A 26440-nucleotide genomic window follows, 5' to 3' on the forward strand; every position below is an offset into this window, starting at 1 on the left:
GATGGCTCAGATAGGTGTATCCGGGCGCCGTACCTATGGCTTCCCCGTAAATGGTGTATCCACCACCCGATCCCGATTCACTGATGACATGTATGAACACCTTGATTCCAAGGTCAACTCCGGCGCGACCTCCACGTAGTCCGGACATCTGGGCACTGTTGTGCTGCACGTAGGCCGCCGTTTTACCATTGAAGTAGTGGGTTTCTGCGGCTGCGGCCGGTTGGACGAATCCGCCGACCAACACAGCAGAGCCTGCAACGCTCAGGGCAAGCGCGCGTCTAGCTGATCGGCGCGTGGCTGAAATCTGCACTTCCGGGCTGGGACTGAGGTTCTCCATGGCGTCTCCCGAAAGTTTGATGAGGTTCGCGCGAATCGACTTACATCACTCAGCCAGATCATCTGTCAACTCCAGTCTGAGCGATCTGATCCACTGCATACCGTCTAAGATTCCACTAAGGAGTATCTTTACCTGTTTCTCGGCTACCTTGTCAAGGAGGTTCCGAAAAGTGCAGAGGCCGGATGGCGTCGTCTGCCAGGACCCGACGTTAGAAGCTGAAACCTGGGAAGTAGTCGGGGCTGCCGGGGCGTTGGTGCTCGATCACGGGCACTGGTGCGAGTTGCTCGCGTGGCAGCCATGCTTGGATGATCCGCCCGTCTTCTACCGGTAACACGACGTATTCCAACCACGTGAATGCGTCCGTAGGTCGCCCCCTTGCGGGCATCGGAGCCGGGCGGGGCAAACGGCCACCTGCCCACACCGCAGCCCAGAGCGACGGCTCCCGTCCCGGTGGTGGAACGGTCATCGGTGCAGTGGTCTCACACCCTGCGAATTGTTTTGAGGTCGACACGCCACCGTCCAGGTAACGGCAGATAGTCCTTGACCCTCGGGTGTCCTGAGAGTCGATGCTGATGTTATGTGGGACGAAATTGATGACGATTGGGCGGGGCAACTAGGTACCGCGGGGGATTGGACTACGACTGCCATTCGTCGCCACGACGGGCTGAGCCGCAGGGCCGGCACCGAGCCTGACTGTGAGGATGCGGTTGTGACGACGATCGACCGGTTGTCGGCAGAGTTCGCGGCACGGCAGGAGGTCCTTGAGAAGTCCCTGACGATCCGGCAGGCGTCCGCCCTCCTGGGCATTTCTCCTCAATCTTTGCGTGAGCGTGCGGCCAGGGGCCGTTCATTGCTGGCGCTGAAGGCCGGTCGGGAGTGGCGCCTGCCAGCGTGGCAGTTCGATGCGAACTGCAGCGGGGGTGTGCTTCCAGATCTGGGCAGGCTGTCAGAGATATTCCCGGGTGGCGTTGTCGCGCTGACCCGGTGGGTGTGCCGGCAGTGTGAGGAGTTGGGTGGTTCGTCGCCGGTCGATGTTCTCCTGGCTGGCCGATCGGAGATAGTGCTCCAGCTGGCCCGCGAGCGACGCATTGCTGACCAGCTGGCGCGCGGTAGAGACATCGGAGCGTTGTCGGCTGTGCTTGACCCTCGGGCGTCCTGAGGGTCGATGCTGATGTCATGCGGGATGAACTCATGACGATCGGGTCGTTCTCAATGTTGAGCGGATTGTCGATAGCCACACTTCGCCACTACGACGAGATCGGCCTTCTGCGGCCGGCCGAGGTCGACGTGCAGTCGAGCTATCGGCTGTACGCCCGCGACCAGGTCGATGTTGGACGGCGGGTGCGGCTTCTGCGGGAGGCTGGTCTGTCTACCGACCAGATCGCGAGGATCCTTGCCGGCGATGACAGTGAATTCCGTGCAGTTCTGGCTGAGCGACGGGCTGCGCTGGAGCAGCGGACGTTGCAGATCCAGACGCTTCTTGATCAACTCTTGCAGGCCAACAGGGACGGGACGTCGCCTTCGATGCAGTCAGCAGCAGACTTTCGGTTGACCGCGGTCAACATCGGCGTCAACTCCGAAACCGCCCTAGAGACTGCACGCCGATTCTGGGGGGACGTGCTTGGGACCGAACTCGATGACTGGGGCAACGGAGCCCAGCAGGTCGTCCTGGGCCAGGGCGACAACATCGGCTTTCTGAACATCAGTATTCGGTCGTCTGAGGAGGCCCGCCACACTGACGCTGCGGCCTTCGGTCTGGGTGTTCCCGGCCTGGACGACACCCACCAGCGAGCGCTCACTGCGGGCGCAACTGAGCAGTACCCGCCCACCGACGGGATCAGTGAGCCACGCCACTCCTTGATCATCGATCCAGTCGGCAACCGGGTGGTCCTGTGGGAAAGCGAACGGTAGGCCGGCGTGAGCGATGAACGATCACGACCTCCGCGCCCTCGCCGCAGCTCGGCTCGCAGACATCTACCGCGAAGCCGACGAACGACGTTTGGCGCGCCTTGATCGGCGTCCTCAACGCCGTGCCAAGACTCCAACAGCGCGGCGTCGACTGATTACCGGCGACCGTTCGTTGCCGGCTGATGACGGCTCGTTCGATGGTGGGGCTTCATCCACCGATGTTGATCAAGTCCGCCGCGGCGGATCATCTATGTTGCTCTCAAAACCGAGGAGGCTGTAAATGAACAATGAATCTTCAGACGGCTGGACCCGCGCAGCGATGGTGGTCGGCGGGGTCATCCGACGTGATGACACCATCCTGCTGGTTCACGAACACACCTTGGGTGGCGAGGGGCCCGATCAGTGGGTGCTACCTGGTGGACGTCTGGAAAGGGGCGAGTTGCTCGACGCGGCGGTCAAGCGTGAAGTCGAGGAGGAAACTGGACTGACGGTCATCTCGGTCGGTTCCCTAGCGTTCGGCAGCCAGCACTACGCACCGGGACGCGATCAGCCTCTTCTCTTCCTGGCCTTCAATGTTGTCGTCGACCCCGTCTCTGGTGACCGGTTTGAGCCGAACGACCCTGACGACTTGATCATCGAGGCACGGTTCGTCCCCATTCGCGATGCAATCGATCTAGTCCTTCAGGCAGGCGTCACTCCAGGGTCGCAGTCAACCTCTGACTTTCTTCGCCAAGACGGCAACGCCGATCCATCGATCTGGCTCTGGGATTTGAACCAGTCCACGGATCGGCCTCTCTCCCAGGTGCCAATCCGCTGAAGGGACTGCGCGTTCAGCGGCCCGCCGCGTGGTGACCGGGCACCAGACTTCACCAACTGAGGTCCCGAATGGGGATCCCGTCCGGACGGGCCGGCCGACGATGTTGACCATCGAAACCGCCTGCCGCCGGCTCGTGTTCGGACGTTCCTATGACGCCGTGCGGGGAAGGATGGCCCAACCGTCCTGGCGGTGTTCGATTGGGAAGCAGGCGCCGCCGGGGATGTCGTGTTCGAGGTTCTCGGGGATGCCGTCGGTGGGGAGGCCGGTGTTTCCAGGGGCGATGCTGCCGAGGGTAGCGATAATCGCGCCGCCATGCATGACCACGAGCACCGTTTTGCCTGTGTGGGCACGGACGAGGTCATCGAGGACCGGCCGGATCCGCTGCGCGATCTCCTGGCCGCTCTCACCCCCGAGGATGCGGGGTGCCAGATCGCCGTCAAGCCAGGCCAACAGCGCCATTCCGAGGGATCGCACGTCGTAGGGTTCGTCGCCGGCCTGGTACTCGTGCAGTCCGGCACGTACGTCGATGGGAAGCCGGAGGATATCTGCTGCGATTTTCGCGGTCTGTGTTGCGCGGGATAGGTCGGAGCAGACGATCGCGCCGATCTCTCGGTTTTGCAGTTGATCACCGAGAGCACGCGCTTGTGATCGTCCGAGTTCGGTGAGGATGCCGCCGGTGGCATCGTCTCCGTTGTCGCTCGAATACGTTGCTTCGCCGTGCCGGGCAAGGATGATGCGGGTGCGCTCTTGGGTGATCACCTCGGCATCGTACGGGCGGTGGTCGGCCCCGGCTGCCGAAGTGCCCGGTGCAGGATACCGACCGACCCTGACTTCCAACGTGGTGGGCCGCCACCCCAGCGGCTCGTGCGCTAGCCGCCGCACCACACTGTCGCGGGCAATGCCCTGACAGCCGCAGCGGTGACACCAATCATCAGCATCGACGACCCGGCAGGCAAGCTCGGCCCGGCCGGCTTCGAGCCGCTGACCGACGACCTGAAGCCCGAGCGCGTCGAGCCGGCAGAACGTGGTCAGATCAGGGCACTGGAAGGTAGCGTTGTGCAACGTCGGGGTCTTTCCGATGGGCCGGTGTGAGAACCTCCATCATCGAAAGACCCCGACACCCACCAGCTCACCGACGCGCCGCCACTCGAGCGCGTTTGATCACATCCCAGCTACACCCTCAACTGCGAAGAGCCCCTTACACGCGTGTCACCAGCGGTCTGCTTGACTATCCACAGTGGGAAGTCTCGGATGAGTAGGCAACTGACGAGTCCGCGAAATTGGTGCCGAGGAGAGCGCGAGCTGTCCCTCGCGCGAGCGAAGAGCTTTCCAGCCGTCCGGTCTCATGACGTGTATGGGAAGTACGATATCTTGTAAGCTGGCCCTAACGCGTCTGCCAGGAGTTGCCGAAGGGACTCACCTTCCCGGTTCCACTCCTCGCGTGAGGAATCACTTGGCCACCCGCATTTTGAAGCGAGTTCATCAAAGGTTTCCGCCCAGCGTCTGAGCTTGGTGCGAAGTTCCTCGGGCAGCGGAACATCTTCCAGCCTGACCATCGTTCCAGGTTTGCCATCGATCGAGGTCCACAACGGGTCGGCATAATAGTCGGCTCGAAGGATGAGGAGGTGGCGCTCCATGCATCTACGCCTTACGTGCGAGTGAGTATGCCGTGATGATCCCCTTCGGTGCGCCGTCAGAATAGTGGGACGTTTCGAAGATCACGATGAAGCCTGCATAGTCGTACTTGATGGCCGTGCCCTGCGGGTTTTGTGTGCCGTACTCGAGGGTATTGATGATCGCGTTGTTGATCTGGTCGTTGAACCCATCGGCGCGGCCCTCGTCGATATGCTTGTATCCATACGATGACGTTCCGCATCGAAGATCAACGACACGCCCGCTGCCATCGACGTAGTCTTCGACGGTGTATGTCGACGGCTGCCCAGAGCACTGTGAGTCAAAGATTCCTAGCGGTGATACGCCGCTGGTATGGATTGGCGCCGCGTCCGTTGAAGTAACGAGAGAGAGAATGCTAGCGACTACAAGAATGACTTGAGCAAACATGAATGGCTCCTTTGCCATGTGCGAACCGCAGTAGATGCGATTCCGGCATAGCATGGATCACTCATCATGGCAAGTCTTCCGGTGACGAGTAATTGGCAAGACCTGTGGATGGGTGTGTTCATGCGGCTTGTTGATTGCCTCCTTGTTGATCTTGGTCGTCGGGTCGTTCGACGAGTTTGCCGTTCGACCAGCGGCCCTGGCCCAGGGCTGCCCGTGAGCGGGGCGTGCCGGGCACCATCCGGGCAGGCCCTCGTCGGGCACTCAATTGAGCGCACCTCAGCGTGCCCGGACCCGATCCGCTTGCAGGCGGTGTGCCCGACCGATTCCGTAGGCTGCACGGGTGAAGACTCTGGAGGTTCGGCGGCATTCGTTGACCAAGAAGGGGCTGTCGCGTGAGCGTGGTCGTTGCTGTCGGCCGAGGGTGTGCATGCTGCGCGCGTTGTTGGTGACACGTTGCCTGACTTCGGTTTCGTGCTGACCGGGCCTGACCGGAGGCACATCGAGACCGCGGTCGCAATGGGCTACGCGGTCGATGAAATCGTCGACTGGCCCTCTGGATACGTCGAGGGTGTCGTTGAACACCATGATCAATGGCGGTGGGATCAACCGTTCGTCCGGTACCAGGAGCTGTTACAGACCAGTTCAGCGCTTCGGGAGGTATCGGAGATCCATCTGGGGCATTGGCGTCGTGCGCTTGATCAGGTTCGCGAGGGCGAGGCTGCGTTGGTGGTTGCATCCGGCGGGTCGATCGAGCCGGTGCTGGTCGCAGCGGTCGCGGCCGGTGATCTGGGCGGATGGGGATCAGCGTTTCACCAGCTCGACGGGGCAACGTTGACGTTCGATGTCCGCGTACGACCTCACATGTCGTTCTCCGTACGACCTGACGTGTAGGTCGGTCTCGGCGAGTTGAGTCCCTGCTCGCCTTGAGTTGGGTCACCCTTCGGTTCGTCAACTGCCAAGTAGACGAGTCCGAAGGGTGACTTGCTCCATGATCCTGGATACGGAGTCCTGGATGAATGTCCGTCGTTTCCGCGCCTTGCATGTTGCCGGCGCGAGCTTTGCCGAGATCGCCCGTGAGTGCGGGGTGGATTGGCGCACGGTGAAGAGGTATCTGATCGAGGACGCTGCCTCGGTCCCACCGACACCACCGCCCCGGGCCGGGACGCAGCCGAGGGTGATCGCCCCGTTCATCGGGGTGGTCGAGGCCTGGCTGCGTGCCGATGTCGGGTTGAAGGGCACGGTGATCCATGAGCGGCTGGTGGCCGAGCACGGGTTCACCGGGTCGTATCAGCGGGTGAAGATGTTCCTGGCCGAGGCCCGGCCCCGGATCGCCGCCGAGCTGGCCCAGACCGATGAGAACCCGTTGATCGGGTTCCATCGCCGGTTCGAGGTCGTGCCGGGTGCGCAGGCCCAGGTCGATTGGGGCGATGAGGGTGATCTGCTGGCCCATGTCGGGATCGGCCATGTGTATTCGTTCCACATGACCTTGTCCCATTCCCGGGACCCGTTCTGCTGTTTCACCACCAGCATGGATTTGGCCACGTTCTTCGACTGCCATCGGCGCGCGTTCGCCCATTTCGGCGGGGTGCCGGGTGCGATCGTCTATGACCGGACCAAGACCGTGGTCAAACGCCATGTCGCGCCCGGGCTGGCGGTGCCGGTGCACCCGGAAGCGGCCGCGTTCGCCGATCATTACGGGTTCGTCATCGACGTTCTGGCCGCCTACCGACCCACCGGTAAGGGCCGGGTCGAACGCCAGGTCAACATCGTGCGTGAACACGTGGTCGCCGGCCGCTGGTTCGACTCGATCCAGGAGTTGGACGGCGCCTTCGATGCCTGGCTACCGATCCGACGTGGGCAGGTCCACCGCACCCACGGTCAGGTCATCGCCGTTCGCGCGATCGGCGATCGGGCCGCCCTGTTGCCGTTGCCGGACCGGCCATATCTGGTTTGCGATCGGTATCTGCGTCGAGTCGGTAAGGACGCCCTGGTCTCCTTTGAGGCCAGCTTCTACTCCGTGCCCGCCAGCCGGGTCCGGCCCGGTGGGCAGGTCGAGGTGGCCGTGAACGCCGACACCGTGACCATCAGCGCGCTCGCCGTTGATGGTGGCGGCTGGCTGGCGACCCACCAACGGGCCCGCCGACGGGGCTCGTGGATCGTCGATGAGACCCATTGGGCCGGGCTGCCCGACGGTCACACCCGGGCCATCTGTCTCGACCCTCCACCGGCACCACGCTCCAGAACCGGTCCGGCCGAGCCAAGTCCGTTGACCGCGCTGCTGGCCAGCCATCACGCCGCCGGCCAGCCGGTCGCTGTCCGGCCGCTGTCGGACTACCAGACCGCCGCCCAGACCAACCCCGCCGCCCAGACGAACCCCGCCGCCGGATCCCACACCGCCAGGAGCTGACCATGATCAACAACAGGAACAAGATCAACAACGACGAGAGCATGATCAACAACGACATGATCAACAGCACGAACAGCAGCAGCGGTAAGGTTTGCGGCCCACCCAACTCCGTGTCGTCGATCCAGGGTCTGCCCGGACACAGCCTGGACCCGAGCCCGACACCAGCAGCTGCCGGGGTGGAGCTGAGCCAGTACACCGCCGCCACGTTGGCCGAGCTGCTCGGCCTGTGTGAGGAATTCCTCCGCACCGCCGGCCCGGCCGTCCATGCCGAACTTCGCCGATACCTCACCGGCCAGACCCCACCGGCCGACCCGGGCTGGCTGATCGACATGCTCGGCTTCCACCAACTCCACCTGCACCAGCGGATCAAGGCCACAACCCCCAGCCCACGCGACAACTGGCACACCGACCCCGACCACGACCGGATCATCCCGGTCACCGCTGCCCAGGCCCGCACCGGGGTGGTGGCCCGGTGAACAGCCTGACCAGCGACCGGATCCGTGACCACGCCACCAAACTCGGACTGACCCACCTGACCGAATCGATCGGCCCACTGGTCGACCGCGCCGAGCAAGCCCAACTGGGCTACCTCGACTTCATCGACCTGCTCCTGGGAGAAGAAGTCGGCCTGCGCGAGGGCCGCAGGTTCCGCAACGCCCTACGCCTGTCCGGCCTGCCCCACCACAAAACCCTCGACGACTTCGACTTCGCCTTCCAACCCGACCTCGACGTCCGCAAGGTCCGCGACCTGGCCACCCTGGAGTTCGCCCGCACCAAATCCAATGTGGTCCTCCTCGGCCCACCCGGCGTCGGGAAAACCATGATCGCCGTCGCCCTCGCGGTCGCCGCCTGCCAAGCCGGGTTCTCCATCTACTTCACCACCCTGGACGACCTGGTCCGCAAACTCCGCGCCGCCGACACCACCGGCCGGTTCAACCGCCAACTCGCCACCTACCTCCGACCCGCGGTCCTGATCGTCGACGAAGTCGGCTACCTCCCCCTGGACCGGGCCGAAGCCAACATGGTCTTCCAACTCGTCTCCCGCCGCTACGAACGCGGCTCCATGATCATCACCTCGAACAAGGCCTTCACCGAATGGGGCAGCGTCCTGGGCGACGACGTCCTAGCCACCGCCATCCTCGACCGACTCCTACACCACTGCGACGTCATCAACATCAACGGACCCTCCTACCGACTCAAAGACCGCTTCAACCTCACCACCGGAGGAGAAACCATGCCATGATCACCATGCCGAGACCGACACGTCAGGTCGTACCCCATGCAACATGTGAGGTAGTACGCCGACACTGGTCACCCCTTCTGCCTTTGCTACACCGGCGAGTAGCAGAGCCAGCTGGGCAGGTGCCCCGTGATGGATCCGTTGCGGACGCGAGCAGAGATCGCGAGTGGTACGCTATCGAGTACCACTCGGAGGAGGACATCATGGTCGCTATCACTGCAACTGATGCTCGCAAGGGTCTGTTCGGCATCATTCAGGAGGTGAATGATGACCACACCGCCGTCGAGGTCGTCTCGCGGCACGGCAACGCAGTCATCATGTCCAAGGACGACTACGACGCGATGACCGAGACCACCTACCTGTTGCGGAACGCCGCCAACGCAGAACGACTGCTTGAGGCGATCGAGCGTGCCCGGCGCGGCGAGTTCGAGCAGCATGATCTGCTTGAAGCGTGACCCGCGCACTGGCCTTCGACCCGAATGGGTGGGAGGACTACCTGTACTGGCAGACCCAGGACCGCAAGACACTCAAACGGATCAATCAACTCATCGCCGACGTGCTGCGGGACCCGTTCGCTGGCATCGGTAAGCCAGAGCCGCTGAAGCACGTCCTGACGGGCGCATGGTCACGCCGGATCGACGAAGCCAATCGCCTCGTCTACTACGTCACCGAGGAACACATCGTGATCTTGCAGGCTCGGGATCATTACTGACGACATCGTCATCGACAGTGCCGACGGCAAACCGTTCCTCCGCGAAGTCCCCCAACAAGCGGCCCTCGCCGCGTGATCACCGGGCACCAAGCCGGCTGGGGAACCTGCCCGGTGAGGGATCCTGCACCGGGCACCTCTGGTTTTACAGGCGCTCCGCTGTTGCTGGTGCTTACCGGCCTGCATGTGACCGTGCCACAGGGATGTTTCCAGGGTGGAGGTGGGTGAAGAAGCACGTTTCCACACGTTCTGTACCGCCGCCCGCATGGGTTCGCCACGACTCTGGATTTTGTTACCTGCAATAGTCATGCAAGACTATTCGTGTGTCATCGATCAGGCTGTTCATTCTCGACGCGTTCGAGCGCTACGGGGCGATGCACGGCTATGAGTTGAAGCGGATCGTTGAGCGTGAGCGGATCGACCAGTGGACCGATATATCGGTCAGCGCGATCTACGGCGCTCTCAGACGGGTCGCGTCCGACGGGCTGCTCACTGCCGAGCAGGTGGAGCGCGAGGGCAAGAGGCCGACCCGTCAGGTGTTCGCCCTGACCGAGGCGGGACGACTGGCCCTGGCCGAGTTGCGTCGCACGGAACTGGAAACGGTGATGGTGAACGCAGATCCGTTCGATCTCGCGCTGACGCACAGCGACCCGGCCCGGCTCGACGAGCTACCCGCGACGATCCAGGGTCGACTGGCACGGTTGCGGGTTCTGCTGTCGTCGCGTCAGCAGTTCAGTGATTGGGCCGGGCCGCATATCAGCCTTGCCAAGGCTCACGCGCTGTGTCACCGGGAGTTTCTGTTGCGCGCGGAGATCGCCTGGCATGAGCAACTCCTCGACGCCGCGGACGACATCATCGGCGACGAGCGATCCCGAAACGAAACCCACCAGTAGCCAGAAAGGCCAAGAATCCATGTCCCACATCGGCGGCGAGCCGAATCACTCCGCTGATCACCGTGAAAGTCCTCATCACGTCGAAGACGACTATTCCCGGCCGCCTCGCGGGTCGGCCACGGCGAAGCTGGTCACGATCCCGACGCTGACCGGTCTGGTGATCGGCATCCTGTTCGTCACGGTCTTCCTGGCGGCCTTCCATGCTCCCGAACCGCACAACTTGCCGGTCGGGATCGTGGGCGCCGCGCAGCAGGTGAAGGCGGTCGAACAAGCGCTGGACCAGAACGCGCCCGGACAGATCGAGTTCACCACTTACGACTCGGCCGCCGAGGCACGCAATGCGATCGAGCACCGCACGACCTTCGGTGCCTACGTCATGGCCGAAGACGGCCGGACAGCCCAGCTGCTCTACGCCGGTGCGAACGGCCCCAGTGTCACCGGCACTCTTGAGGGCATCTTCGGTGGGATAGCCCAGCACTCCCACGCCACTCTGACGACCCGGGACGTCGTGCCCGCTTCCAGCGGGGACACCCGGGGGCTTGGGATCTTCTACGCCGGCTTCGGCATCGTGCTCGGTGCGTTCCTGTTCGGCTTGATCTCGACACAGATGGGGCGCGCCCTCCAGCTGCGCTGGCGTCTGCTCAGTCTGGCGATGTTCTCCGTTGTCGGAGGCGCGGCGGTCGCGCTCATTGGCGGCAGTACCGGCTTCAACGTGCTGCCGGGCAATCTCGCGGCGAACATGTCAGTCATCGTCCTGCTCGCGGCCGCAGTAAGCGCGGGAACCCTGCTGTTCCTGCGGATCGGCGGGCCGGCCGGCACGCTGCTGGCTTCGCTCGTGATGCTGATCCTCGGCAACGCCACCAGCGGCGGCGTGATGCCGGCCGCCTACCTGCCCGACTGGCTGCGCCCGCTTGCGGACATCCTGCCCGCGGGCCTGGGACTGCGCGCGTTGTTCGGCGAGTCCTACTTCAACAACGACGGATTTGTCAGCGGCCTCATCCTGCTCGCCGTCTGGGTGGTCGCCAGCCTCGGGATCGTCTCCGCAGTGGACTTCCTCTCGGATCGACGCAAGGCCCGCGCTCTCCGCTCGGCTTCGCTCGCCCCGGCGGCATAGCGACTGCCTCGAGGCGGTCGGACAATCGGTCCGGCCGCCTCATCGGGCACGCCGCCTTGCCAGGACCATGCGCCCTGGGCGGGGTCTAGCTACGGCGCTGATTCGCAATGCCGCACTCGGGGCCGCCGGCGGTGTTCAACGGTGATGGCTCAGGAGGATGGGGCTTCGGTGAAGTTGGCCATGTTGTCGATGGCCCAGGTCCGGATAGCGGCGATCGGTACGGCCAGGCTCCGTCCGAGGTCGGTCAGGCAGTACTCAACGCGTGGGGGAACTTCGGCATAGACCGTGCGGGTGACCAATCCGTCGCGTTCCATTGCCCGCAGGGTCTGGGTGAGGACTTTCGGGGTAATCCCGCCGACGGCGTCACGCAGTTGGCTGAACCGGTGGGTGCCGGACTCGAGGATGCCCACGATCAGCACCGTCCACCGGTCACCGATGCGGTCAAGTGCGAGTCGACCAGGGCAGCCGGGATCGTAGATGTCGCCGCCGCAGCACTCAGTATCCACGGGGAAAGTATGCCACGTTGAAGTCACCAGTATCCGATCGATACGATCAGGATTCATCGGCATTCGCTCAGCCGAAACCCGACGCAGGAGAGTCCTATGACCGCCAAGATCGCCGTGATCTACTACAGCTCGACCGGCACCGTGCACGCCCTCGCGCAGGCCCTCGCCGACGGCGCATCCGCGACAGGTGCCGAGGTCCGGGTGCGTCGAGTGGCCGAACTCGCACCCCCGTCTGCGATCGACGCTAACCCGGCGTGGCGCGCCCATCTCGACGAGGTTGCCGCTAGGGTGCCCGAGGCGAGCCTGGATGATCTGCGGTGGGCCAACGGGTACGCCTTCGGAACTCCGACCCGGTTCGGCACCCCGACCGCCCAACTCAAGCAGTTCATCGACCAGACCGGACCGTTGTGGCAGCAAGGAGTGCTCGCCGATAAGCCGGTCACCTCCTTCACCGCCTCCCTCAACGCCCACGGCGGGCAGGAATCGACCATCCTGGCGTTGAACAACGTCTTCTACCACTGGGGCTGCTTGATCGTCCCGCCCGGCTACACCGACCCGGCCCTCTCCGCTGCCGGCGGCAACCCGTACGGCACCTCGCACTTCACCGGATTCTCGGGTCAACGTCCCGGCGAAGAAATCCTTGCCGCCGCCCATTACCAGGGCCGCCGTCTGGCCACCTTCGCCGCAGCCCTGGCAGCTGAGCAGGTCGGCGAGCCCGCTGCGGATTGAACTCTCCCACTCACCGGCTTTGGACGAGCACCTGATCCAGGTGACCTTGTAACGCGGACTGGTCGTCGAGCGTCCCGGTCAGTCCGCCAGCCACTGCTGCGTCCGGGCGTAGAGGCAGCGACCTCCTCAGGACGGTCGTCGCCCATGTCGTCGTTGGACGGCTCAACCCCATCTGCGCCAGGCTCCAGGCAAGCAACCAGTAGGAGGGGCGATACGGCGTCAGCTGTTCGGCCGGGATTCTCGATGACCTGACCCGGCCCGGCCGGCGTGAGCGTCGCGTACTCGCAGATAGGGTCCAACGAGAGGATCCGCCACTCGCCTTGGCGGCTCGACCCGGTAGTTCAGCCGGACACACGAGTTGATGTTGCCGGGCACGCCGGACACCGCGATCCCGGACCACATCAACGCTGACACTTCGACGTGTGCTTTATCGCCCGGGCCCGCACGGCCGGCGCGAACATGCGGTGCACGGCCGTGTGCCCCTGCTCTGCCTGCTTCTGTGAACCGGCCACGAAACCTGCCCCGTCTCCTTCATATACCAGGACAGACGAACCGTAGGGACGTGACCGGGTACCTGTCGTGGCGTGATGAATGGAAGGATTCTTGCATGGCGATGATGCATCAGGTCACGGTTCCCGGTGGACAACTTGCAGTCGAGGTGCATGCGGGCGACACCGCGCCCGTACTGGCCATTCACGGAGTCAGCAGCAACGCGAGGTTGTGGAACTGGCTGCGGGCCGAGGATCCCGGAATCGCTGTTGTCGCTCCTGATCTGCGGGGCCGGGCCGGCAGCGTATCCGTTGGGATGCCGAGTTCGCTGGCCAGGCACGCCTCTGACCTGGTCGCGGTCCTGGATCATCTCGAACTGGATCGGGCCACGGTGTGCGGCATGTCGATGGGCGGATTCGTCGCGGTAGAACTCGCCAACAGCTATCCCGATCGCGTTGCCGGACTGGTCTTGATCGACGGTGGCTTCCCGATGCCCAACCCCGGGCTGTCGCCGGAGATGATCAGGGCCGCGTTCGCTGCTCAGGCATCCCGGGCAGATCAGTACTTCGCCGACGGCGCGGCGTACCGGGACTACTTCTTGTCGGGTCCGACGCTGCTCGATGGCGACGACCCACTGCTGCTGGACTATCTCGAACATGATCTTGCTGATCACCGGGTCCGGCTGGATGCCGAGGTGATGCTCGCCGATGCAAGCGAAACCCTGCTGACCCCGCCGGACTGGACCAAGATCATCCAGCCGACCCGGCTGGTATACGCCGAGTGGAGCGTCGGTGCGGACTCCGCGCCGGCCTACACCCCGGAGAAGATCGCCGAATATGCCAAGCAGTTGTCCTGGCTGCAGCATAGCGAGCTGATCCCCGGCGCGGATCACGCCGCGACGATCATGACCCGTCGTGGCGCGGCGGTGGTCGCTGACAACCTCCGCGCCATCCTCTGAGTTGCCTTCCCGGGGTGCAGCGCAATTTCGTGAGGGAGAGGACGTCGAGCTGGTAGCGGTCTGAGTAGTGTCATTCCACTCTCGATCTGCCGGGCCGGTGTTGATCGTGGTCGATATGGCATCGGTACTGCATTGTGTCGTGGGCGGCTCGCCGGTTCTCATCGTGGCCAGGTTCGCGTCAGGGTGTGGCGTAGGTCCGCGACGACCTCGGGTCCCAGTTGACAGCCGAGGGCTTGTTCCAGGTCACGGAGAATCCCCATCGCTACGTCGCGACGCCGGCAACCTGCGGCGGTCAGTTCGATGAGGGTGCTGCGCGGAAATCCTGGTCCTGGCGTGCTGGTCAGGAGACCTTCGTCGACGAGTTGGGTGACGGCGCGGTGCATGGTCTGACGGGTGACACCGGCGCGGCGGGCCAGTTCGGCGATGCTCAGCGCGGTGCCGGGGTCCAGGTGCGCGAGCACGGTGGCGTGGGCCGGGGTGATGGGGTCCACGCCGGCGGCGTCCAGGCGCTCCAGGAATTCGTCGGTGAACCAGCGGACTCCTCGTTGCAGGAGCGCGAGGAGTGGCAGGTCCGCGTCGGGGCGTTCCTCTGCACCCATTGATTCCGCTCCTCTCCGGTGAAACACTCGCTGTGTCAGCATAGCTAACGCAGCAGAAGGAGTTCGTTCCATGGCGTATGACGTTGATGTTTTGGTCGCGGGGGCCGGCCCGGTCGGTCTGATGGCGGCCACGCAATTGGCCCGTTCGGGTGTTTCGGTCCGTCTGGTGGACGCGGCCCCCGGTCCGGCTACCACCAGCCGCGCGTTGGGGGCCCATGCCCGCAGCCTGGAGATCTACGATCAGCTCGGGATCCTGGGCGAGATCGCACCCCACGGAACGAGGATCAACGCGTTCATCCGCCACGAGACCGACCGGGCCAACCGGCTCGATTTCAGCTTCGCCGGGCTGCCGACCCGGTTTCCGTTCATGTTCAACATCGATCAGGTGATCATCGAACGCGTGCTGCGCGGACATGCCGCCGCAGTCGGAGTCGCACCGCAGTGGGGCACCCGGCTGGACTCGTTCGAACACGACGACGAGGCGGTCACGGCCGTGTTGCGCCGTGGTGACGGCTCCGCAGCAGTGCCGGAGACGGTGCGGGCGCGGTACCTGTGGGGCTGCGACGGTGGTCACTCGACTGTTCGCAAGACTCTCCAGCTCCCGTTGGAAGGTGAACCCGCCCACACCTGGCTGATCGCCGATGCCATCACCCACACCGATGTGGACCGCGACGGCGTGCATTGGCTGTTCCCGGCCGGTGGCGCACTGATGCTGTTCCCGTTCCCCGAGCCGGGCAAGTGGCGGCTGCTGGACACCAGCGGCGAAGGAGACACCGAACACCCCGAGCAGATCGCCCGCCAGTTCAGCACCAAGCTGTCCCAGGCCCTGGGACGCGACACCGTGGTGGAAACACCGAGCTGGACGTCGAAATTCACCATCCAGCAGCGCGCGGTCCCCTCAATGCACGTCGGGCGGTGTTTCGTCTCCGGGGATGCCGCCCATGTCCACTCCCCGGCCTCGGGTCAGGGCCTCAACACCGGCATCCAGGATGCCTACAATCTGGCCTGGAAACTGGCCATGGTCCTGCACGGCGACGCCGACGCCACGCTGCTGGACACCTATGATGCCGAACGCGTTCCGATCGGACAGGCTCTGCTCGCCTCGACCAGCGAGCTGATGGACACCGTCATGGTCGACGACACCAACGGCGACACCCCGAATTCCCCGGACTCCTATCGCGGCTTCCAGCGCGAACTCATCCGAAACATGTCGGGACTGGCCATCGCCTACCCCGACAGCCCGCTGACCGTAACCGGCGACAGCCCAGAGGAGGGGTCAGGTGACGGTCCGCAACCCGGCCAGCGGCTCACCCAGGTCTGGGCTGACGATGCTCAGTCACCCGGCTGGACGATCCTGCGCGCGGCACTGAGAACCCCCACCTGGCACCTCCTCGTCTTCACCGGCGACACGCACGCCACAGACCAAGACCACCTCGCCGCGGAAGCCGCATCCCTACCGTTCTGGCTGGACACGGTCACGATCAGCCAGCGCCGCCGGGTCGGAGATGATCACAGTGTGTGGGATCCTGACGGCCGGGTTCACGCCACGCTCGCCGCGAGCGACGGCCACTGGATTCTGATCCGTCCCGACGGCTACCTCAGCGCTCGCGGCACCGGCGACCCCAGCCTCCGCGCCGCCCTGGACCGGTTGACCAGCCTGCACACCCACCAGTGAGCACATTCGGGGACCAACCCGAAAGCGCAGCATGTTGCACGGTGTGGAAACGGTCGCGGCGGTGGACACCAATGCGCCGTCGCCGCAGTACCACACCGCGCCGACCATCGACGAACAGGAAAGAAGACTCCGATTATCGAGAACAATCTGCCGACCAATTGGGGACGTTGGGGTGACGCCGACCAGATCGGCACCCTCAACCTCATCGACGACCAAGCCCGCGCACGCGCCGCCGCCGAGGTCCGCGACGCGACCTCGATCAGCCTGGCCCGTCCCACCAACCCCACGCCGCTCACCACCGGACTCACACCCGTGGGGAGCCCGGCAACGGTCCCGGCACCCGTCATGCAGGTGGTGAACTTCAACGGAACCCAGCCGATCGCCATCACCGACTCCCTGTTCGTCAACACCCACAACGCCGCACTGACACACCTCGACGCGCTCTCCCACATGCCCGTCGGCAACCAGGTCTATCCCGGCGTTCCGCTGGCAGACGCGGTCACACCGACCGGCATACGCCACGCGTCAGCCGACCACGCCGCAGCGGGCATCCTCACCCGCGGAGTCCTCCTCGACCTGGCCCCCGACCGCGGCAGCCTCGACGCCGGCCACCACGTCAACGCAACAGACCTCGACGCGGCACTCGACCGAGCCGGCACCTCGGTGCACCTCGGCGACGCGATCGTCGTCCGCGGCGGCTGGAACGTCAACCAGCCCATCACCCAACCCGTCCCCGGACTCGACCTGACCGCCGTGGACTGGATCGACGCGCACGGTGCCGCCCTCTACATCGGCGACATCAGCGACGCCCGCCCCCCGACCTTTCCGATGCCAATGCACCAGGTCGCACTGGCACGACTCGGCCTGCCCCTGGTCGACGCCGCCCACCTCGACAACCTCGCCGACCACTGCACCCGCCTGCACCGTTGGAGCTTCATGCTCGTCCTCGCACCACCCCGCATCACCGGCACCACAGGACTCCCAGTCAACCCGCTCGCAATCTTCTGACGTGCCCGGCGCTGAGGTGGAGAACAGTCAGTGAAGCAAGTGCAGCCGCGGCGCCGGCCTGCAGCCCTGCTCGACCAGCAACCACGAAGTTCGAGAACGGAGATAGACAGCCATGAGCAATTCCAGGCCCCTCCTGCAGGTGATCATTGCCAGCACCCGCCCGGGCCGCATCGGTGCCGCCTTCGGACACTGGCTCGCAGACCTGGCCCGCGAACACGCCAGATTCGAGGTGGAAACGATCGACCTCGCCGAGGTGAACCTCCCGTTCATGGACGAACCGAACCACCCGAAGTTTCGTAACTACCAGCACCAGCACACCAAGGACTGGAGCGCGATAGTGGATCGCGCCGACGCATACGTATTCGTCACACCCGAATACAACTACGGCTACAACGCCGTCCTGAAAAACTCCCTCGACTTCCTGAACCAGGAATGGGCCGACAAAGCCGTCACCTTCCTCAGCTATGGCGGCATCGCCGCAGGCACCCGGGCCGTGCAGCAACTCAAACAGGTCGTCACCACGCTGAAAATGGTGCCGATCTTCGATTCCGTCAACGTGGCCTTCGCCCCAACGAAACTCACCGACAACGGCACCGTAGCGCCCGACCGCCAAATGAACGATGCAGCCGTCCAGACGCTTGACGAGCTGCTCCACGTGACCCAGCTCCTCCGACCACACCATCGCACCGACGCCCCCCAAGCCGACGGCGACGCGGCCTGACCAAAATAGCGAGACCCTCACCCAACCCATGCCCGTCAGACGATGCCTGCGCCCTCGGCAACCTCAGCCCGTCAGGCTGATACCTGAGGTGTCGCGGAGCACGATTGCAGTCAGATCAAGGGGCGAAACGCTCCGCGCGCGGTGTGGTTGGATGAGGGGGACCCGCGATGAGATGAGGCAGCGAATGACCACTGACGATCGTTCCCGTCCCGCAGAGGACCCACAATCCTTCAGCAACGTTGATGATGTCACCCGGATCACTCAGCTAGTCCTTCGCGAACGCCAGGGTCGCGACCGAGGGTGGTGGGACCAGATGACCGACACGTACTGGCCGGACTCGAAGGTCCGCCTCTCATGGTATGACGGCGACGGGCCGGGATTCGTCGCCGGTTCACAGAAGCAGACTGAGCACGGAGATACCGCCGTGCATCATATGTTCGCCCCAGTCGTGAACGTTCGGGGCAGTAAGGCCCACGTCGAGGTGTCGGCCTCGACGTGGTCAACTCTTGAGGTGCATGGCAGCCCCGTCTACGTCAATGCCGGTATCCGACTTAATTATCGCGTCGAGCGGCGCCAAGGGGAATGGCGAATTCTCTCCCTGGATCCCATCTATGAGTACTCAACCCTGACACCGGCCCTACCAGGCCAAGCGATCGAGATTCCCGCCGACGAACTGGCCCAGTATCGGACGTCGTACGCTGCGCTGGCCTGGAGCCTGGCCCAACTCGGCGTTCCTCCGTCCAACGACGACATGGGCGACGACCGCCCCGATGAAGTCGCCGCCTTCTACGCCCAGATCCACGAATGGCTGGACAACTGATCCGCGGTGCGCGGTAGGTCACACTGCGGCGAGGGCGGACCCGAGTTCACGGTCGGTCGCTGTCGTCGCCACGGCGCGCGTCCTCTCGCCGACCTGCTCACGATCCAAACCGATCATCGCGACATCGTTGACAACGTGCCCGGTGAGCGTTCCCTCAACGGGCCGACCGAAACCCTCGTGACCAGCGGAATCACCGGCGCCTGCCAAACCCGCCCGGCTCCGATGCCCGCAAGGGTACGTTATACAGACGCATTCACGTGGTCTGGATAGGTCGTGTTACCGGTATTGCCTGCGGCGCGGGCGGGCGGCAGGCTGTCGTGGTGACCGACACCGAAGACGATGCGATCCGACTCGAGCTGCTGGCGATGCGGCATGCAGAGCGGCTGGAGCGATTCGAGCGGGACAACCGGGAGTTCTTCGCGAGTCGGATCAGCGATCGCGGCGACGACTACTTCCAACACTTCGAGCAGCTGCTGGCCGACCGGGTGGCCGAGAACGAGTCCGGCAACTCGCTGTTCCTCGTCCTGGTCACCGCCGGCGGGCGGATCGCCGGCCGGGTCAACCTCAGCGACATCGACGATCCCGCGCGGACCGAGTTGGGATTCCGGGTGGCCTCGGATCTGCAGGGGCGGGGCATCGCCACCCGCGGGGTGCTCGCGGCCCTCGAGGTCGCGCGGGGCCGTGGCGTCAGTACGGTCGGCGCACGCGTCGCGGTCGACAACCCCGGATCTCGTACGGTGCTGGAGCGTTGCGGCTTTGCCGCGGTCGGGCCGGTCGAGGCGCCGGCCGGCTCACCTCGTACCTTCGTCGGCTATCGACTGTCACTGTGAGGAAACCGCTCAGGAGCCGATCGGGTGCACAGCCAGGATCGCCATCACGACCGCCATCACCAGGCCGAAAACGACGATGAAGATCTTGAACACCTTGGCCGGGGCGCGGCGGGCGAGCCAGGCGCCGACCAGGGCACCGAAGATCGAACCGAGCGCGACACAACCGGCCCATTCCCACTCGACCTTGCCGACGAACACGAAGTAGACGGCCGCGACGATGTTCACCAGGCACTGCAACAGGTTCTTCACCGCGTTCTGCACCTGGATGCCTTCGGCCAGGAACAGTCCGAGCACGGCCAGCAAGATCACGCCCTGGGCGGCCGAGAAGTAGCCGCCGTAGATCCCAGCGCCGAAAACGCAAGCCAGCAAGGGCAACCAGCGGGTCCCGTCGACCGGCTTCATCGACTTGATGATCTTGTTCTGAAAGGCCACCAGCAGAGCTGCGGCCAAGATCAACACCGGTACGACGAGCTGGAACGCCCGAGCCGGCAGCACGGTCAACAGGCTGGCACCGATCAGCGCGCCGATCACCGAGGCGATGCCGAGCTTCAGCAGCAGCGGACGGATCTGGGCCAACTCGCGGCGGTAGCCGACGACACCGGCCACCGAACCGGGCACCAGGCCGACGGTGTTGGCGATGTTCGCGCTGATCGGCGGGACTCCGAGGAGCACCATCACCGGATAGCTGATCAACGACCCCGAGCCGACGATCGTGTTGATCGCGCCGGCACCGAAGCCGGCCGCCATGGTCGCCAGCGCATCCCACAGAGTCATTGATTGCATCCCCTTCCGGGCAGACCACCACTAGCCAAGCCCAATTCGGCATGGTATACCAGACCGGATATAGATCAGACGAAGGAGAGCTGCGGTGCCAGACCTGGTGCTCCACAACGCCGTACTGCCGGGGCTGCCCGGCCCTCGTACGGTGTCCATCGAAGACGGCCGGATCCAGCGGATCACGGCCGAACATGCAGGCGGGGATCGGCCCCGCGAGGCGGACCGGACCAGTGGTCCGCTGCGGACGATCGACGTCGGCGGGCGGGCCGTGCTGCCGTCCTTTGTCGAGCCGCATCTCCATCTGGACAAGGCATTGCTGGATGCCCGGCTGCCCAATCTCGAAGGCACGCTGGCCGGTGCGATCAAGGTCACCGGTGCGTTGAAGGCGGAGTTCACCGTCGACGACTGCATCGACCGGGCTCGTACGGTGCTCGATCTCGCCATCGCCAACGGCACCGGCACGATCCGGTCCCATCCCGATGTCGACCCGATCGCCCATCTGGTCGGTGTCGACGCGATGCTCGCCCTGCGGGAGGAGTACCGCGATCGGATCGACCTGCAGATCGTCGCCTTCCCGCAGGAAGGGATCATCAAGGCGCCCGAATCGCTCGCCCTGATGGAAGAGGCTTTGCGTAAGGGTGCCGACGTGGTCGGCGGCTGTACGTACAACGAGCCGTCGTTGGAAGAGTGCCACGAGCACATCGACGAGGTCTTCGACCTGGCCGAGAAGTACGACGTGCCGGTGGACATGCACTGCGATTTCGCCGTCGACGACAGCGATCCGCGGTATGCGCTGGTCGAGCACATCGCCGATGTCGCCATCGCTCGGGGCATGCAGGGACGGGTCACCCTCGGTCACATGACCTCGCTCGCCTCTCTGTCCGGCCAGCATCGGATCCAGGTCTGGGACAAGATCCGTCAGGCCGGCATCAACATCGTCGTCCTTCCGTTCACCGACATGCATCTGAATGGCCGTGACGATGATCACAACGTCCGGCGGGGGGTCGCACCGGTCACGTTGATGTGGGACGTCGGCGTCAGCGTCGGCCTGTCCAGCAACAATGTTCGCAACGCGTTCACCCCGTTCGGCAACGCCGACATCCTCGACGTGGCGCTGTTCCTGGCCCAGGTCGGGCACATGGGATCGCCGTCGCACTTCCAGCGCCTGCTCGACACCGTCACCCATCGCAACGCCGAGATCATCGGCATCGACGAGGGCTACGGGGTGCAGGTCGGCGACCGTGCCGACCTGGTCGTGCTGGACAATCCGGATCCCGTCGATGCACTACTGTCGCGGTCGGTCCGATCGTTCGTGATCAAGGGCGGCAGGGTCGTCGCCGAAACCACCAAGTCCACCACTCTTCACCAGGATCACCCATGACCGTCAAGCCCCGGATCGGAACCAAGCCTCGGATCCCAGCCGAGATCAGCGCATCGATTCTCGCCGCCACCACCGCCTTCATCGGCGGTGGCGTCCTGCACCTGCCCGTCTGGGGCATCTTCATCAGCTGGGCGGCCACCCACCTGGCCGGCGGTCCGCGCTTGTCGATCATGAAACGGTTGTGGGTCGCGATGCCTGCCGGGTCGACCTTCGCGTTGATCGTGATCTTGCTCGACAAGCAGTTCGGTACCATCCTCGGCGATGGCTACTGGGCCACCTGCGGTGTGCTGGCCGTGATCATCTTCGTGGTGAACTCGGCGCTGATGTACACCGGCCGGACCAAGCTGTTCTCCCTGGTGCCGGGCATGTTCATGGGCTTCGCATCGATGTTCGCCACCACCTTCGGTGGCTTCGGTCCGGATCCGCAGAACGTCTTCGTCTGCTGGATCGCCACCATCGCGATGAACTTCCTCGGCCCGATCTACTCCTGGATCCGGGTTCGGGTCTCGCCCGAGCGTGACGAGGTCGCGCACCTGCGGGATCTGTCCATTAAGGCTGACGAATCAGCCAGCTGATCGATCAAGATCAACAAGTACGGGGCGGGCGCTACTCGGCGTCCGCCCCGTCCTCGTCGGTGAACATCGCCAACGACCGCTCCCGGGTCCTGATCACGTGCCGACGGGCCAGAATCCCTGCCCACTCGACGTCCTGTTCCTCGATCGCGGCCAACTGCTCAGCATGATCACGCAGCAGATCGGCATCGTGGCCGACGATGGTGGTGCGGAACAAGCGGCGGATGGTCAGACTCAGCGGTTCCATGATCACCTGCAGCCGGCGGTGATGACTCGCCCGTGCCAGGGCCGCATGGAATTCGGCGTTGGAGCGTGACCCGGTCGGCGCATCGAAACAGGCCGCCGCCTCGGATGCGTTGTTGATCGCCGCGCGCAACTGCGCAAGATCATCTTCGGTACGCGCCCGCGCCGCCGCCGCCGCGATGGCCGGCTCCAGCGCCTCCCGGACGTCGAATAACTCGGCCACGTCACGGCGAGTCAACTTCCGTACGAAGGCACCCGACCGGGGCTTGACCGTGATCAGACCCTGCGCGGCCAGCGTCAGGATCGCTTCCCGGACCGGGACCCGGGACACCCCGAGCTCCTCCGACAGGTGGCGCTCGTGGATCCGTTCGCCGGCCCGCAACTCCCCGTCGATGATCCGTTCGCTGATCTGCGAGGTCACCCGGTCGCGCAGAGAGGGGGTCTGATCTTCTGTGAGCACTGGTTCAGCGTACGACCTCGGCCTTTGCGCCACCCGGCGGATTGTGCTGAGCCCGCCAGCTCTGGTATACCAGAATGCGTGACGGCCGCGGCCACCCGGCGGATTCAGATGGAGGCGCCAATGTTGAAAATCGTGATCAAGCCCAATCAGTACTCCGACTCCGTGTCGTTGATGCTGCTGAGCAAGAAGTTGACCGACCTGGACGGAGTCGATCAGGTCTCCGTGATGATGGGCAGCCCGGCCAACCGGGAGATCCTGGCAGCGACCGGTTTCGACGGTCCGGAACTGGAACAGGCCGGCCCCGGCGACCTCGTGGTCGGCGTCATCGCCCAGTCCGACGAGGCCGTCGAGAATGTCCTCGGCCGGATCGACGAGGAACTCAGCGCCCAGAGCGCGAGCCGTCGTTCTACCGGTATCCAGGGCGTCCGCTCGCTGAGCCGGGCGCTCACCAAATCCCCCGACGCCGAGCTCGCACTCGTGTCGATTCCCGGTGATCATGTCGCCGGCCAGGTGGACGCTCTGCTGGACGCCAATCTGGACGTGATGATCTTCTCCGACAACGTCACCATCGACGACGAGGTCCGGCTGAAGACCAAGGCCCGCGACCGTGGCCTGATGGTGATGGGCCCGGACTGCGGCACCTCGTCGCTCGGCGGGATCCCGCTGGCCTTCGCCAACTCCACTCGCAAGGGTTCGATCGGCATCGTCGGCGCCTCCGGCACCGGCACCCAGGAAGTGATGATCCAGATCGATCGACTCGGTGGCGGCATCAGCCACGCGATCGGCCTGGGTGGTCGCGATCTGAGCTCCGAGGTCGGCGGAATCACTTGTCTGCAAGCGATGTCGGCCCTGGACGCTGATCTGAACACCGACACCATCGTGATCGTGACCAAGCCGCCGGCAGCCGAGGTCCGCGCCCGGGTCGAGCAGGCCGCGGCCCAGCTCAGCAAGCCCGTGGTCGCGCTCTTCCTCGGTGAGCGTCCGCAGACCGACCGCGCCGGCAACATTCACTTCGCCTGGACCCTGGACGAGGCCGCGGCCAAGGCCGTCGAACTGACCGGCACCGCCGGCTTCGCGCCGGCAACCGGCCAGCGCAATCTGGTCGGGCTCTACACCGGCGGCACTCTGGCCTCCGAGGCGGCGATGCTGGTCCGCGACTCCTTCGACCTGCCGGCGTTGGATCCGCACCATCCCAACGGGATGATCCTCGACCACGACGGCTTCCAGGTCATCGACCTGGGCGACGACGTCTACACCCGCGGCCGGCCGCATCCGATGATCGACCCGTCCTCGCGGACCGATCACATGCCGCAGGTCTTCGACGATCCGGCCACCGCGGTGGTACTGCTCGACCTGGTGCTCGGCTACGGCGCCACCGACGATCCGGCTGGTGCGGTTGCCGTACCGATCCGGGAGGGCCTGGAGCGTGCCCAGGCCGCAGGCCGCGCGATCAAGGTCGTGGCATCGATCTGCGGCACCGACCGGGATGCGCAGAATCTGCAACAGCAGAAGGACATCCTGACCGAGGCCGGTGTCACCGTGCTGGCCTCCAATGCGGCCGCCGTACGGCATGCGATCTCCTTGATCGAATCGGCTCGGGCCGGTCATGCCGATGCCGTCGCTGACGCTGATCAGCAGCCGGTGCCGGCCCGGATCGCCGATCTGCTGGACGGTCCGCCCAAGATCATCAACGTCGGGTTGCGTTCGTTCGCGACCGACCTCGCCGATGCCGGAGCCGCCGTCACCCAGTACGACTGGTCGCCGATCGCCGGTGGCGATCCCCGCCTTGCCCGGCTCGTCAGCCTGCTCGCCAATCGTTAAGTAGAAGGACAAACTCGTGACCACCTCCACAAACGCTTCTGTCAACACGACCGAGACCCAGGCTCCTGACGATCGGCACGAGATCGACTCCGCCAACGCCGAAGTCGTCGCCGCCATGACGGCCGGCCAGCCGGTGCTCGTCGACGTCGTCACCGCTCGTACGGTGATCGGCGTCCTGGACGAGCAGACCCCGACCCTGCTGCACGCCGGTCCCCCGGTCGACTTCGCCGACATGCCCGCCCCGATGCAGGCCTCCTGCGTCGGCGCCGCCTTCTTCGAGGGCTGGGCCGCCGACGAGGCCGCCGCGCGTGAGTTCATCGCCAGCAAGGTTCGCTTCGTTCCCTGTCACCACGTCGATGCGGTGGGCCCGATGGGCGGCATCACCAGCGCGAACATGGCCGTCGTGGTGGTGGAGAACCGTGCCAGCGAGAACCCGACCGAGTGGAATCGCGCGTACGCGACCATGAACGAGGGCATCGGCAAGGTGCTGCGGTTCGGCGCCTTCGACTCCGAGGTCGTCGATCGGCTGCACTGGATGGCCAAGGTGCTCGGCCCGTCGCTGTCGGCCGCATTGGCCAGCACCGACGAGGGCTACCCACTGATGCCGGTGATCGCCCGCGCGATCGCTATGGGCGACGAATTCCATCAGCGCAACATCGCCTCCTCGGCGATCTTCGCCAAGGATTTCGCGCCGTTGTTGATCAAGGCCCGTCTGGGCACCGAGCAACTGGCCGGGGTGACCGACTTCCTCGGTCGTACCGATCAGTTCTTCCTCAACCTGGCCATGGCTTCCTGCAAGGCGATCATGGACGCCGCCCGCAAGATCACCAAGGGCTCGATCGTCACCGCGATGACCCGGAACGGGCACGAATTCGGTATCCGGGTCTCCGGACTCGGCGATCGCTGGTTCACCGCTCCGGTGAACACCCCGGAAGGCCTCTTCTTCACCGGCTACTCCCAGGATCAGGCTTGCCCGGACATGGGCGACAGCGCGATCACCGAGACCTTCGGCCTGGGTGGCATGTCGATGATCGCCGCCCCGGCGGTGACCCGGTTCGTCGGTGCCGGCGGCCTCGGCGATGCACAGGCGATCAGCGAGGAGATGGCCGAGATCGTCTTCGGCCACAACGCGATGTTGTCCATCCCGACCTGGGACTTCCAGGGCACGCCGACCGGTATCGACATCCGCAAGGTGGTGGAGACCTCGATCACGCCGATCATCAACACCGGCATCGCTTCGCTGGAGCCGGGGGTCGGGCAGATCGGCGCCGGCACTGTCCGCGCGCCGCTGGGCTGTTTCACCAAGGCTCTGGAAGCATTGGCCGAAACCTACGGCGTGGACGCCTGAACAGCTCACCGCTGTGC

The 26440-nt window shown here is 64.8% G+C and carries 27 protein-coding genes and 1 pseudogene; 21 read left to right on the forward strand and 7 right to left on the reverse strand.

Going from position 1 to position 26440, the window contains the following annotated elements:
- Positions 1-1046: 1046 nt before the first annotated feature.
- From FOE78_RS19090 to FOE78_RS19100, 3 genes are all read left to right on the forward strand, one after another.
- Entirely contained in the window at positions 1047-1496 is a 450-nt protein-coding gene (locus tag FOE78_RS19090; protein WP_143987692.1) for a helix-turn-helix domain-containing protein, read from the forward strand.
- Positions 1497-1513: 17 nt separating this feature from the next.
- A complete protein-coding gene (locus FOE78_RS19095; protein WP_143987693.1) occupies positions 1514-2248 on the forward strand; it encodes a MerR family transcriptional regulator in 735 nt (244 codons plus the stop codon).
- 277 nt (positions 2249-2525) lie between these two features.
- Complete coding sequence (locus FOE78_RS19100) at positions 2526-3062, forward strand: NUDIX domain-containing protein (RefSeq protein ID WP_228265893.1); 537 nt, start codon at positions 2526-2528, stop codon at positions 3060-3062.
- Positions 3063-3209: 147 nt separating this feature from the next.
- On the opposite strand, the gene FOE78_RS19105 is transcribed toward FOE78_RS19100, so the two are convergent.
- The 3 genes and pseudogenes from FOE78_RS19105 to FOE78_RS19110 all read right to left on the reverse strand — a co-directional run bounded on the left by FOE78_RS19105 (position 3210) and on the right by FOE78_RS19110 (position 5123).
- The gene (locus FOE78_RS19105; protein ID WP_228266245.1) at positions 3210-3821 is read right to left on the reverse strand and encodes a histidine phosphatase family protein; all 612 of its coding nucleotides are present in this window, start codon (positions 3819-3821) and stop codon (positions 3210-3212) included.
- Between the two features lie 42 nt (positions 3822-3863).
- Positions 3864-4124 (reverse strand): annotated as a pseudogene (locus FOE78_RS24280) (ISL3 family transposase); the annotation flags it as partial.
- A gap of 579 nt (positions 4125-4703) precedes the next feature.
- Positions 4704-5123 (reverse strand): hypothetical protein, encoded by a 420-nt coding sequence (locus FOE78_RS19110; RefSeq protein ID WP_143987695.1) that lies wholly within the window; start codon positions 5121-5123, stop codon positions 4704-4706.
- 988 nt (positions 5124-6111) lie between these two features.
- Here FOE78_RS19110 and istA point away from each other — a divergent pair.
- From istA to FOE78_RS19150, 7 genes are all read left to right on the forward strand, one after another.
- The gene (gene istA / locus FOE78_RS19120; protein ID WP_210414671.1) at positions 6112-7530 is read left to right on the forward strand and encodes an IS21 family transposase; all 1419 of its coding nucleotides are present in this window, start codon (positions 6112-6114) and stop codon (positions 7528-7530) included.
- Positions 7531-7532: 2 nt separating this feature from the next.
- Positions 7533-8006: a hypothetical protein gene (locus tag FOE78_RS19125; protein ID WP_143984780.1), complete on the forward strand. Its 474-nt coding sequence runs from the start codon at positions 7533-7535 to the stop codon at positions 8004-8006.
- On the forward strand, positions 8003-8773 hold the full coding sequence (istB, locus tag FOE78_RS19130) for an IS21-like element helper ATPase IstB (RefSeq protein WP_143984779.1): 771 nt from the start codon (positions 8003-8005) through the stop codon (positions 8771-8773). Before FOE78_RS19125 ends, istB begins: the two co-directional genes overlap by 4 nt.
- Before the next feature lie 200 nt (positions 8774-8973).
- Entirely contained in the window at positions 8974-9225 is a 252-nt protein-coding gene (locus FOE78_RS19135; RefSeq protein ID WP_143987696.1) for a type II toxin-antitoxin system Phd/YefM family antitoxin, read from the forward strand.
- Complete coding sequence (locus tag FOE78_RS19140; RefSeq protein WP_143987697.1) at positions 9222-9482, forward strand: Txe/YoeB family addiction module toxin; 261 nt, start codon at positions 9222-9224, stop codon at positions 9480-9482. The genes FOE78_RS19135 and FOE78_RS19140 overlap by 4 nt, the downstream gene beginning before the upstream one ends.
- A gap of 320 nt (positions 9483-9802) precedes the next feature.
- Positions 9803-10372: a PadR family transcriptional regulator gene (locus FOE78_RS19145; protein ID WP_143987698.1), complete on the forward strand. Its 570-nt coding sequence runs from the start codon at positions 9803-9805 to the stop codon at positions 10370-10372.
- Positions 10373-10391: 19 nt separating this feature from the next.
- Complete coding sequence (locus FOE78_RS19150) at positions 10392-11486, forward strand: ABC transporter permease (protein WP_210414672.1); 1095 nt, start codon at positions 10392-10394, stop codon at positions 11484-11486.
- 149 nt (positions 11487-11635) lie between these two features.
- Here the strand turns inward: FOE78_RS19150 and FOE78_RS19155 are convergent, their stop codons facing one another.
- Entirely contained in the window at positions 11636-12055 is a 420-nt protein-coding gene (locus tag FOE78_RS19155) for a winged helix-turn-helix transcriptional regulator (protein WP_228265894.1), read from the reverse strand.
- A 33-nt stretch (positions 12056-12088) separates the two neighbouring features.
- Here FOE78_RS19155 and wrbA point away from each other — a divergent pair, with 33 nt between their 5' ends.
- Positions 12089-12721, forward strand: a complete 633-nt coding sequence (gene wrbA / locus FOE78_RS19160) for an NAD(P)H:quinone oxidoreductase (RefSeq protein ID WP_143987700.1) — start codon at positions 12089-12091, stop codon at positions 12719-12721.
- Between the two features lie 607 nt (positions 12722-13328).
- Positions 13329-14168 carry an alpha/beta hydrolase gene (locus FOE78_RS19165; protein ID WP_210414673.1) on the forward strand — a complete coding sequence of 280 codons (840 nt, stop codon included), beginning with the start codon at positions 13329-13331 and terminating at the stop codon, positions 14166-14168.
- 158 nt (positions 14169-14326) lie between these two features.
- Here the strand turns inward: FOE78_RS19165 and FOE78_RS19170 are convergent, their stop codons facing one another.
- Positions 14327-14767, reverse strand: a complete 441-nt coding sequence (locus FOE78_RS19170; RefSeq protein ID WP_143987701.1) for a MarR family winged helix-turn-helix transcriptional regulator — start codon at positions 14765-14767, stop codon at positions 14327-14329.
- Positions 14768-14837: 70 nt separating this feature from the next.
- On the opposite strand from FOE78_RS19170, the gene FOE78_RS19175 reads away from it, so the two are divergent.
- The 5 genes from FOE78_RS19175 (at position 14838) to FOE78_RS19195 (ending at position 19821) form a co-directional block, all read left to right on the forward strand.
- Entirely contained in the window at positions 14838-16442 is a 1605-nt protein-coding gene (locus tag FOE78_RS19175) for an FAD-dependent oxidoreductase (RefSeq protein ID WP_143987702.1), read from the forward strand.
- A 345-nt stretch (positions 16443-16787) separates the two neighbouring features.
- Positions 16788-17450, forward strand: a complete 663-nt coding sequence (locus tag FOE78_RS19180; RefSeq protein WP_210414674.1) for a cyclase family protein — start codon at positions 16788-16790, stop codon at positions 17448-17450.
- Positions 17451-17562: 112 nt separating this feature from the next.
- Positions 17563-18171, forward strand: coding sequence for an NADPH-dependent FMN reductase (locus FOE78_RS19185; RefSeq protein WP_143987704.1), 609 nt, complete (start codon positions 17563-17565; stop codon positions 18169-18171).
- Positions 18172-18355: 184 nt separating this feature from the next.
- Positions 18356-18991: a nuclear transport factor 2 family protein gene (locus FOE78_RS19190; protein WP_168207598.1), complete on the forward strand. Its 636-nt coding sequence runs from the start codon at positions 18356-18358 to the stop codon at positions 18989-18991.
- 320 nt (positions 18992-19311) lie between these two features.
- Positions 19312-19821 (forward strand): GNAT family N-acetyltransferase, encoded by a 510-nt coding sequence (locus tag FOE78_RS19195; RefSeq protein ID WP_143987706.1) that lies wholly within the window; start codon positions 19312-19314, stop codon positions 19819-19821.
- Positions 19822-19830: 9 nt separating this feature from the next.
- On the opposite strand, the gene FOE78_RS19200 is transcribed toward FOE78_RS19195, so the two are convergent.
- Positions 19831-20595 carry a sulfite exporter TauE/SafE family protein gene (locus FOE78_RS19200; protein ID WP_143987707.1) on the reverse strand — a complete coding sequence of 255 codons (765 nt, stop codon included), beginning with the start codon at positions 20593-20595 and terminating at the stop codon, positions 19831-19833.
- Between the two features lie 94 nt (positions 20596-20689).
- Here FOE78_RS19200 and FOE78_RS19205 point away from each other — a divergent pair, with 94 nt between their 5' ends.
- Positions 20690-21979, forward strand: a complete 1290-nt coding sequence (locus FOE78_RS19205) for an amidohydrolase family protein (RefSeq protein ID WP_143987708.1) — start codon at positions 20690-20692, stop codon at positions 21977-21979.
- The gene (locus tag FOE78_RS19210; RefSeq protein WP_143987709.1) at positions 21976-22554 is read left to right on the forward strand and encodes a DUF1097 domain-containing protein; all 579 of its coding nucleotides are present in this window, start codon (positions 21976-21978) and stop codon (positions 22552-22554) included. The genes FOE78_RS19205 and FOE78_RS19210 overlap by 4 nt, the downstream gene beginning before the upstream one ends.
- 31 nt (positions 22555-22585) lie before the next feature.
- Here FOE78_RS19210 and FOE78_RS19215 read toward each other — a convergent pair whose 3' ends face one another.
- A complete protein-coding gene (locus FOE78_RS19215; RefSeq protein WP_168207599.1) occupies positions 22586-23254 on the reverse strand; it encodes a GntR family transcriptional regulator in 669 nt (222 codons plus the stop codon).
- Positions 23255-23386: 132 nt separating this feature from the next.
- Between FOE78_RS19215 and fdrA the strand changes: the two genes are divergently transcribed.
- Together fdrA and FOE78_RS19225 are read left to right on the forward strand one after the other, a co-directional pair.
- Entirely contained in the window at positions 23387-25075 is a 1689-nt protein-coding gene (gene fdrA, locus FOE78_RS19220) for an acyl-CoA synthetase FdrA (RefSeq protein ID WP_266094989.1), read from the forward strand.
- A gap of 16 nt (positions 25076-25091) precedes the next feature.
- The gene (locus FOE78_RS19225; protein WP_228265895.1) at positions 25092-26423 is read left to right on the forward strand and encodes a YlbE family protein; all 1332 of its coding nucleotides are present in this window, start codon (positions 25092-25094) and stop codon (positions 26421-26423) included.
- Positions 26424-26440: the final 17 nt, after the last annotated feature.

Origin of the sequence: Microlunatus elymi (genome assembly GCF_007362775.1) — a bacterium.
GTDB lineage: Bacteria > Actinomycetota > Actinomycetes > Propionibacteriales > Propionibacteriaceae > Microlunatus > Microlunatus elymi.

Coding starts and splice junctions, on each gene's coding strand:
- FOE78_RS19190 (WP_168207598.1), top strand. CDS start 18,356: ATGACCACTGACGATCGTTCCCGTCCCGCAGAGGACCCACAATCCTTC.
- FOE78_RS19150 (WP_210414672.1), top strand. CDS start 10,392: ATGTCCCACATCGGCGGCGAGCCGAATCACTCCGCTGATCACCGTGAA.
- FOE78_RS19175 (WP_143987702.1), top strand. CDS start 14,838: ATGGCGTATGACGTTGATGTTTTGGTCGCGGGGGCCGGCCCGGTCGGT.
- FOE78_RS19185 (WP_143987704.1), top strand. CDS start 17,563: ATGAGCAATTCCAGGCCCCTCCTGCAGGTGATCATTGCCAGCACCCGC.
- FOE78_RS19125 (WP_143984780.1), top strand. CDS start 7,533: ATGATCAACAACAGGAACAAGATCAACAACGACGAGAGCATGATCAAC.
- FOE78_RS19165 (WP_210414673.1), top strand. CDS start 13,329: ATGGCGATGATGCATCAGGTCACGGTTCCCGGTGGACAACTTGCAGTC.
- FOE78_RS19110 (WP_143987695.1), bottom strand. CDS start 5,123: ATGTTTGCTCAAGTCATTCTTGTAGTCGCTAGCATTCTCTCTCTCGTT.
- FOE78_RS19200 (WP_143987707.1), bottom strand. CDS start 20,595: ATGACTCTGTGGGATGCGCTGGCGACCATGGCGGCCGGCTTCGGTGCC.
- FOE78_RS19155 (WP_228265894.1), bottom strand. CDS start 12,055: ATGCCGATGAATCCTGATCGTATCGATCGGATACTGGTGACTTCAACG.
- FOE78_RS19210 (WP_143987709.1), top strand. CDS start 21,976: ATGACCGTCAAGCCCCGGATCGGAACCAAGCCTCGGATCCCAGCCGAG.
- wrbA (WP_143987700.1), top strand. CDS start 12,089: ATGACCGCCAAGATCGCCGTGATCTACTACAGCTCGACCGGCACCGTG.
- FOE78_RS19135 (WP_143987696.1), top strand. CDS start 8,974: ATGGTCGCTATCACTGCAACTGATGCTCGCAAGGGTCTGTTCGGCATC.
- FOE78_RS19180 (WP_210414674.1), top strand. CDS start 16,788: ATGCAGGTGGTGAACTTCAACGGAACCCAGCCGATCGCCATCACCGAC.
- istA (WP_210414671.1), top strand. CDS start 6,112: ATGATCCTGGATACGGAGTCCTGGATGAATGTCCGTCGTTTCCGCGCC.
- FOE78_RS19100 (WP_228265893.1), top strand. CDS start 2,526: ATGAACAATGAATCTTCAGACGGCTGGACCCGCGCAGCGATGGTGGTC.
- FOE78_RS19170 (WP_143987701.1), bottom strand. CDS start 14,767: ATGGGTGCAGAGGAACGCCCCGACGCGGACCTGCCACTCCTCGCGCTC.
- FOE78_RS19095 (WP_143987693.1), top strand. CDS start 1,514: ATGCGGGATGAACTCATGACGATCGGGTCGTTCTCAATGTTGAGCGGA.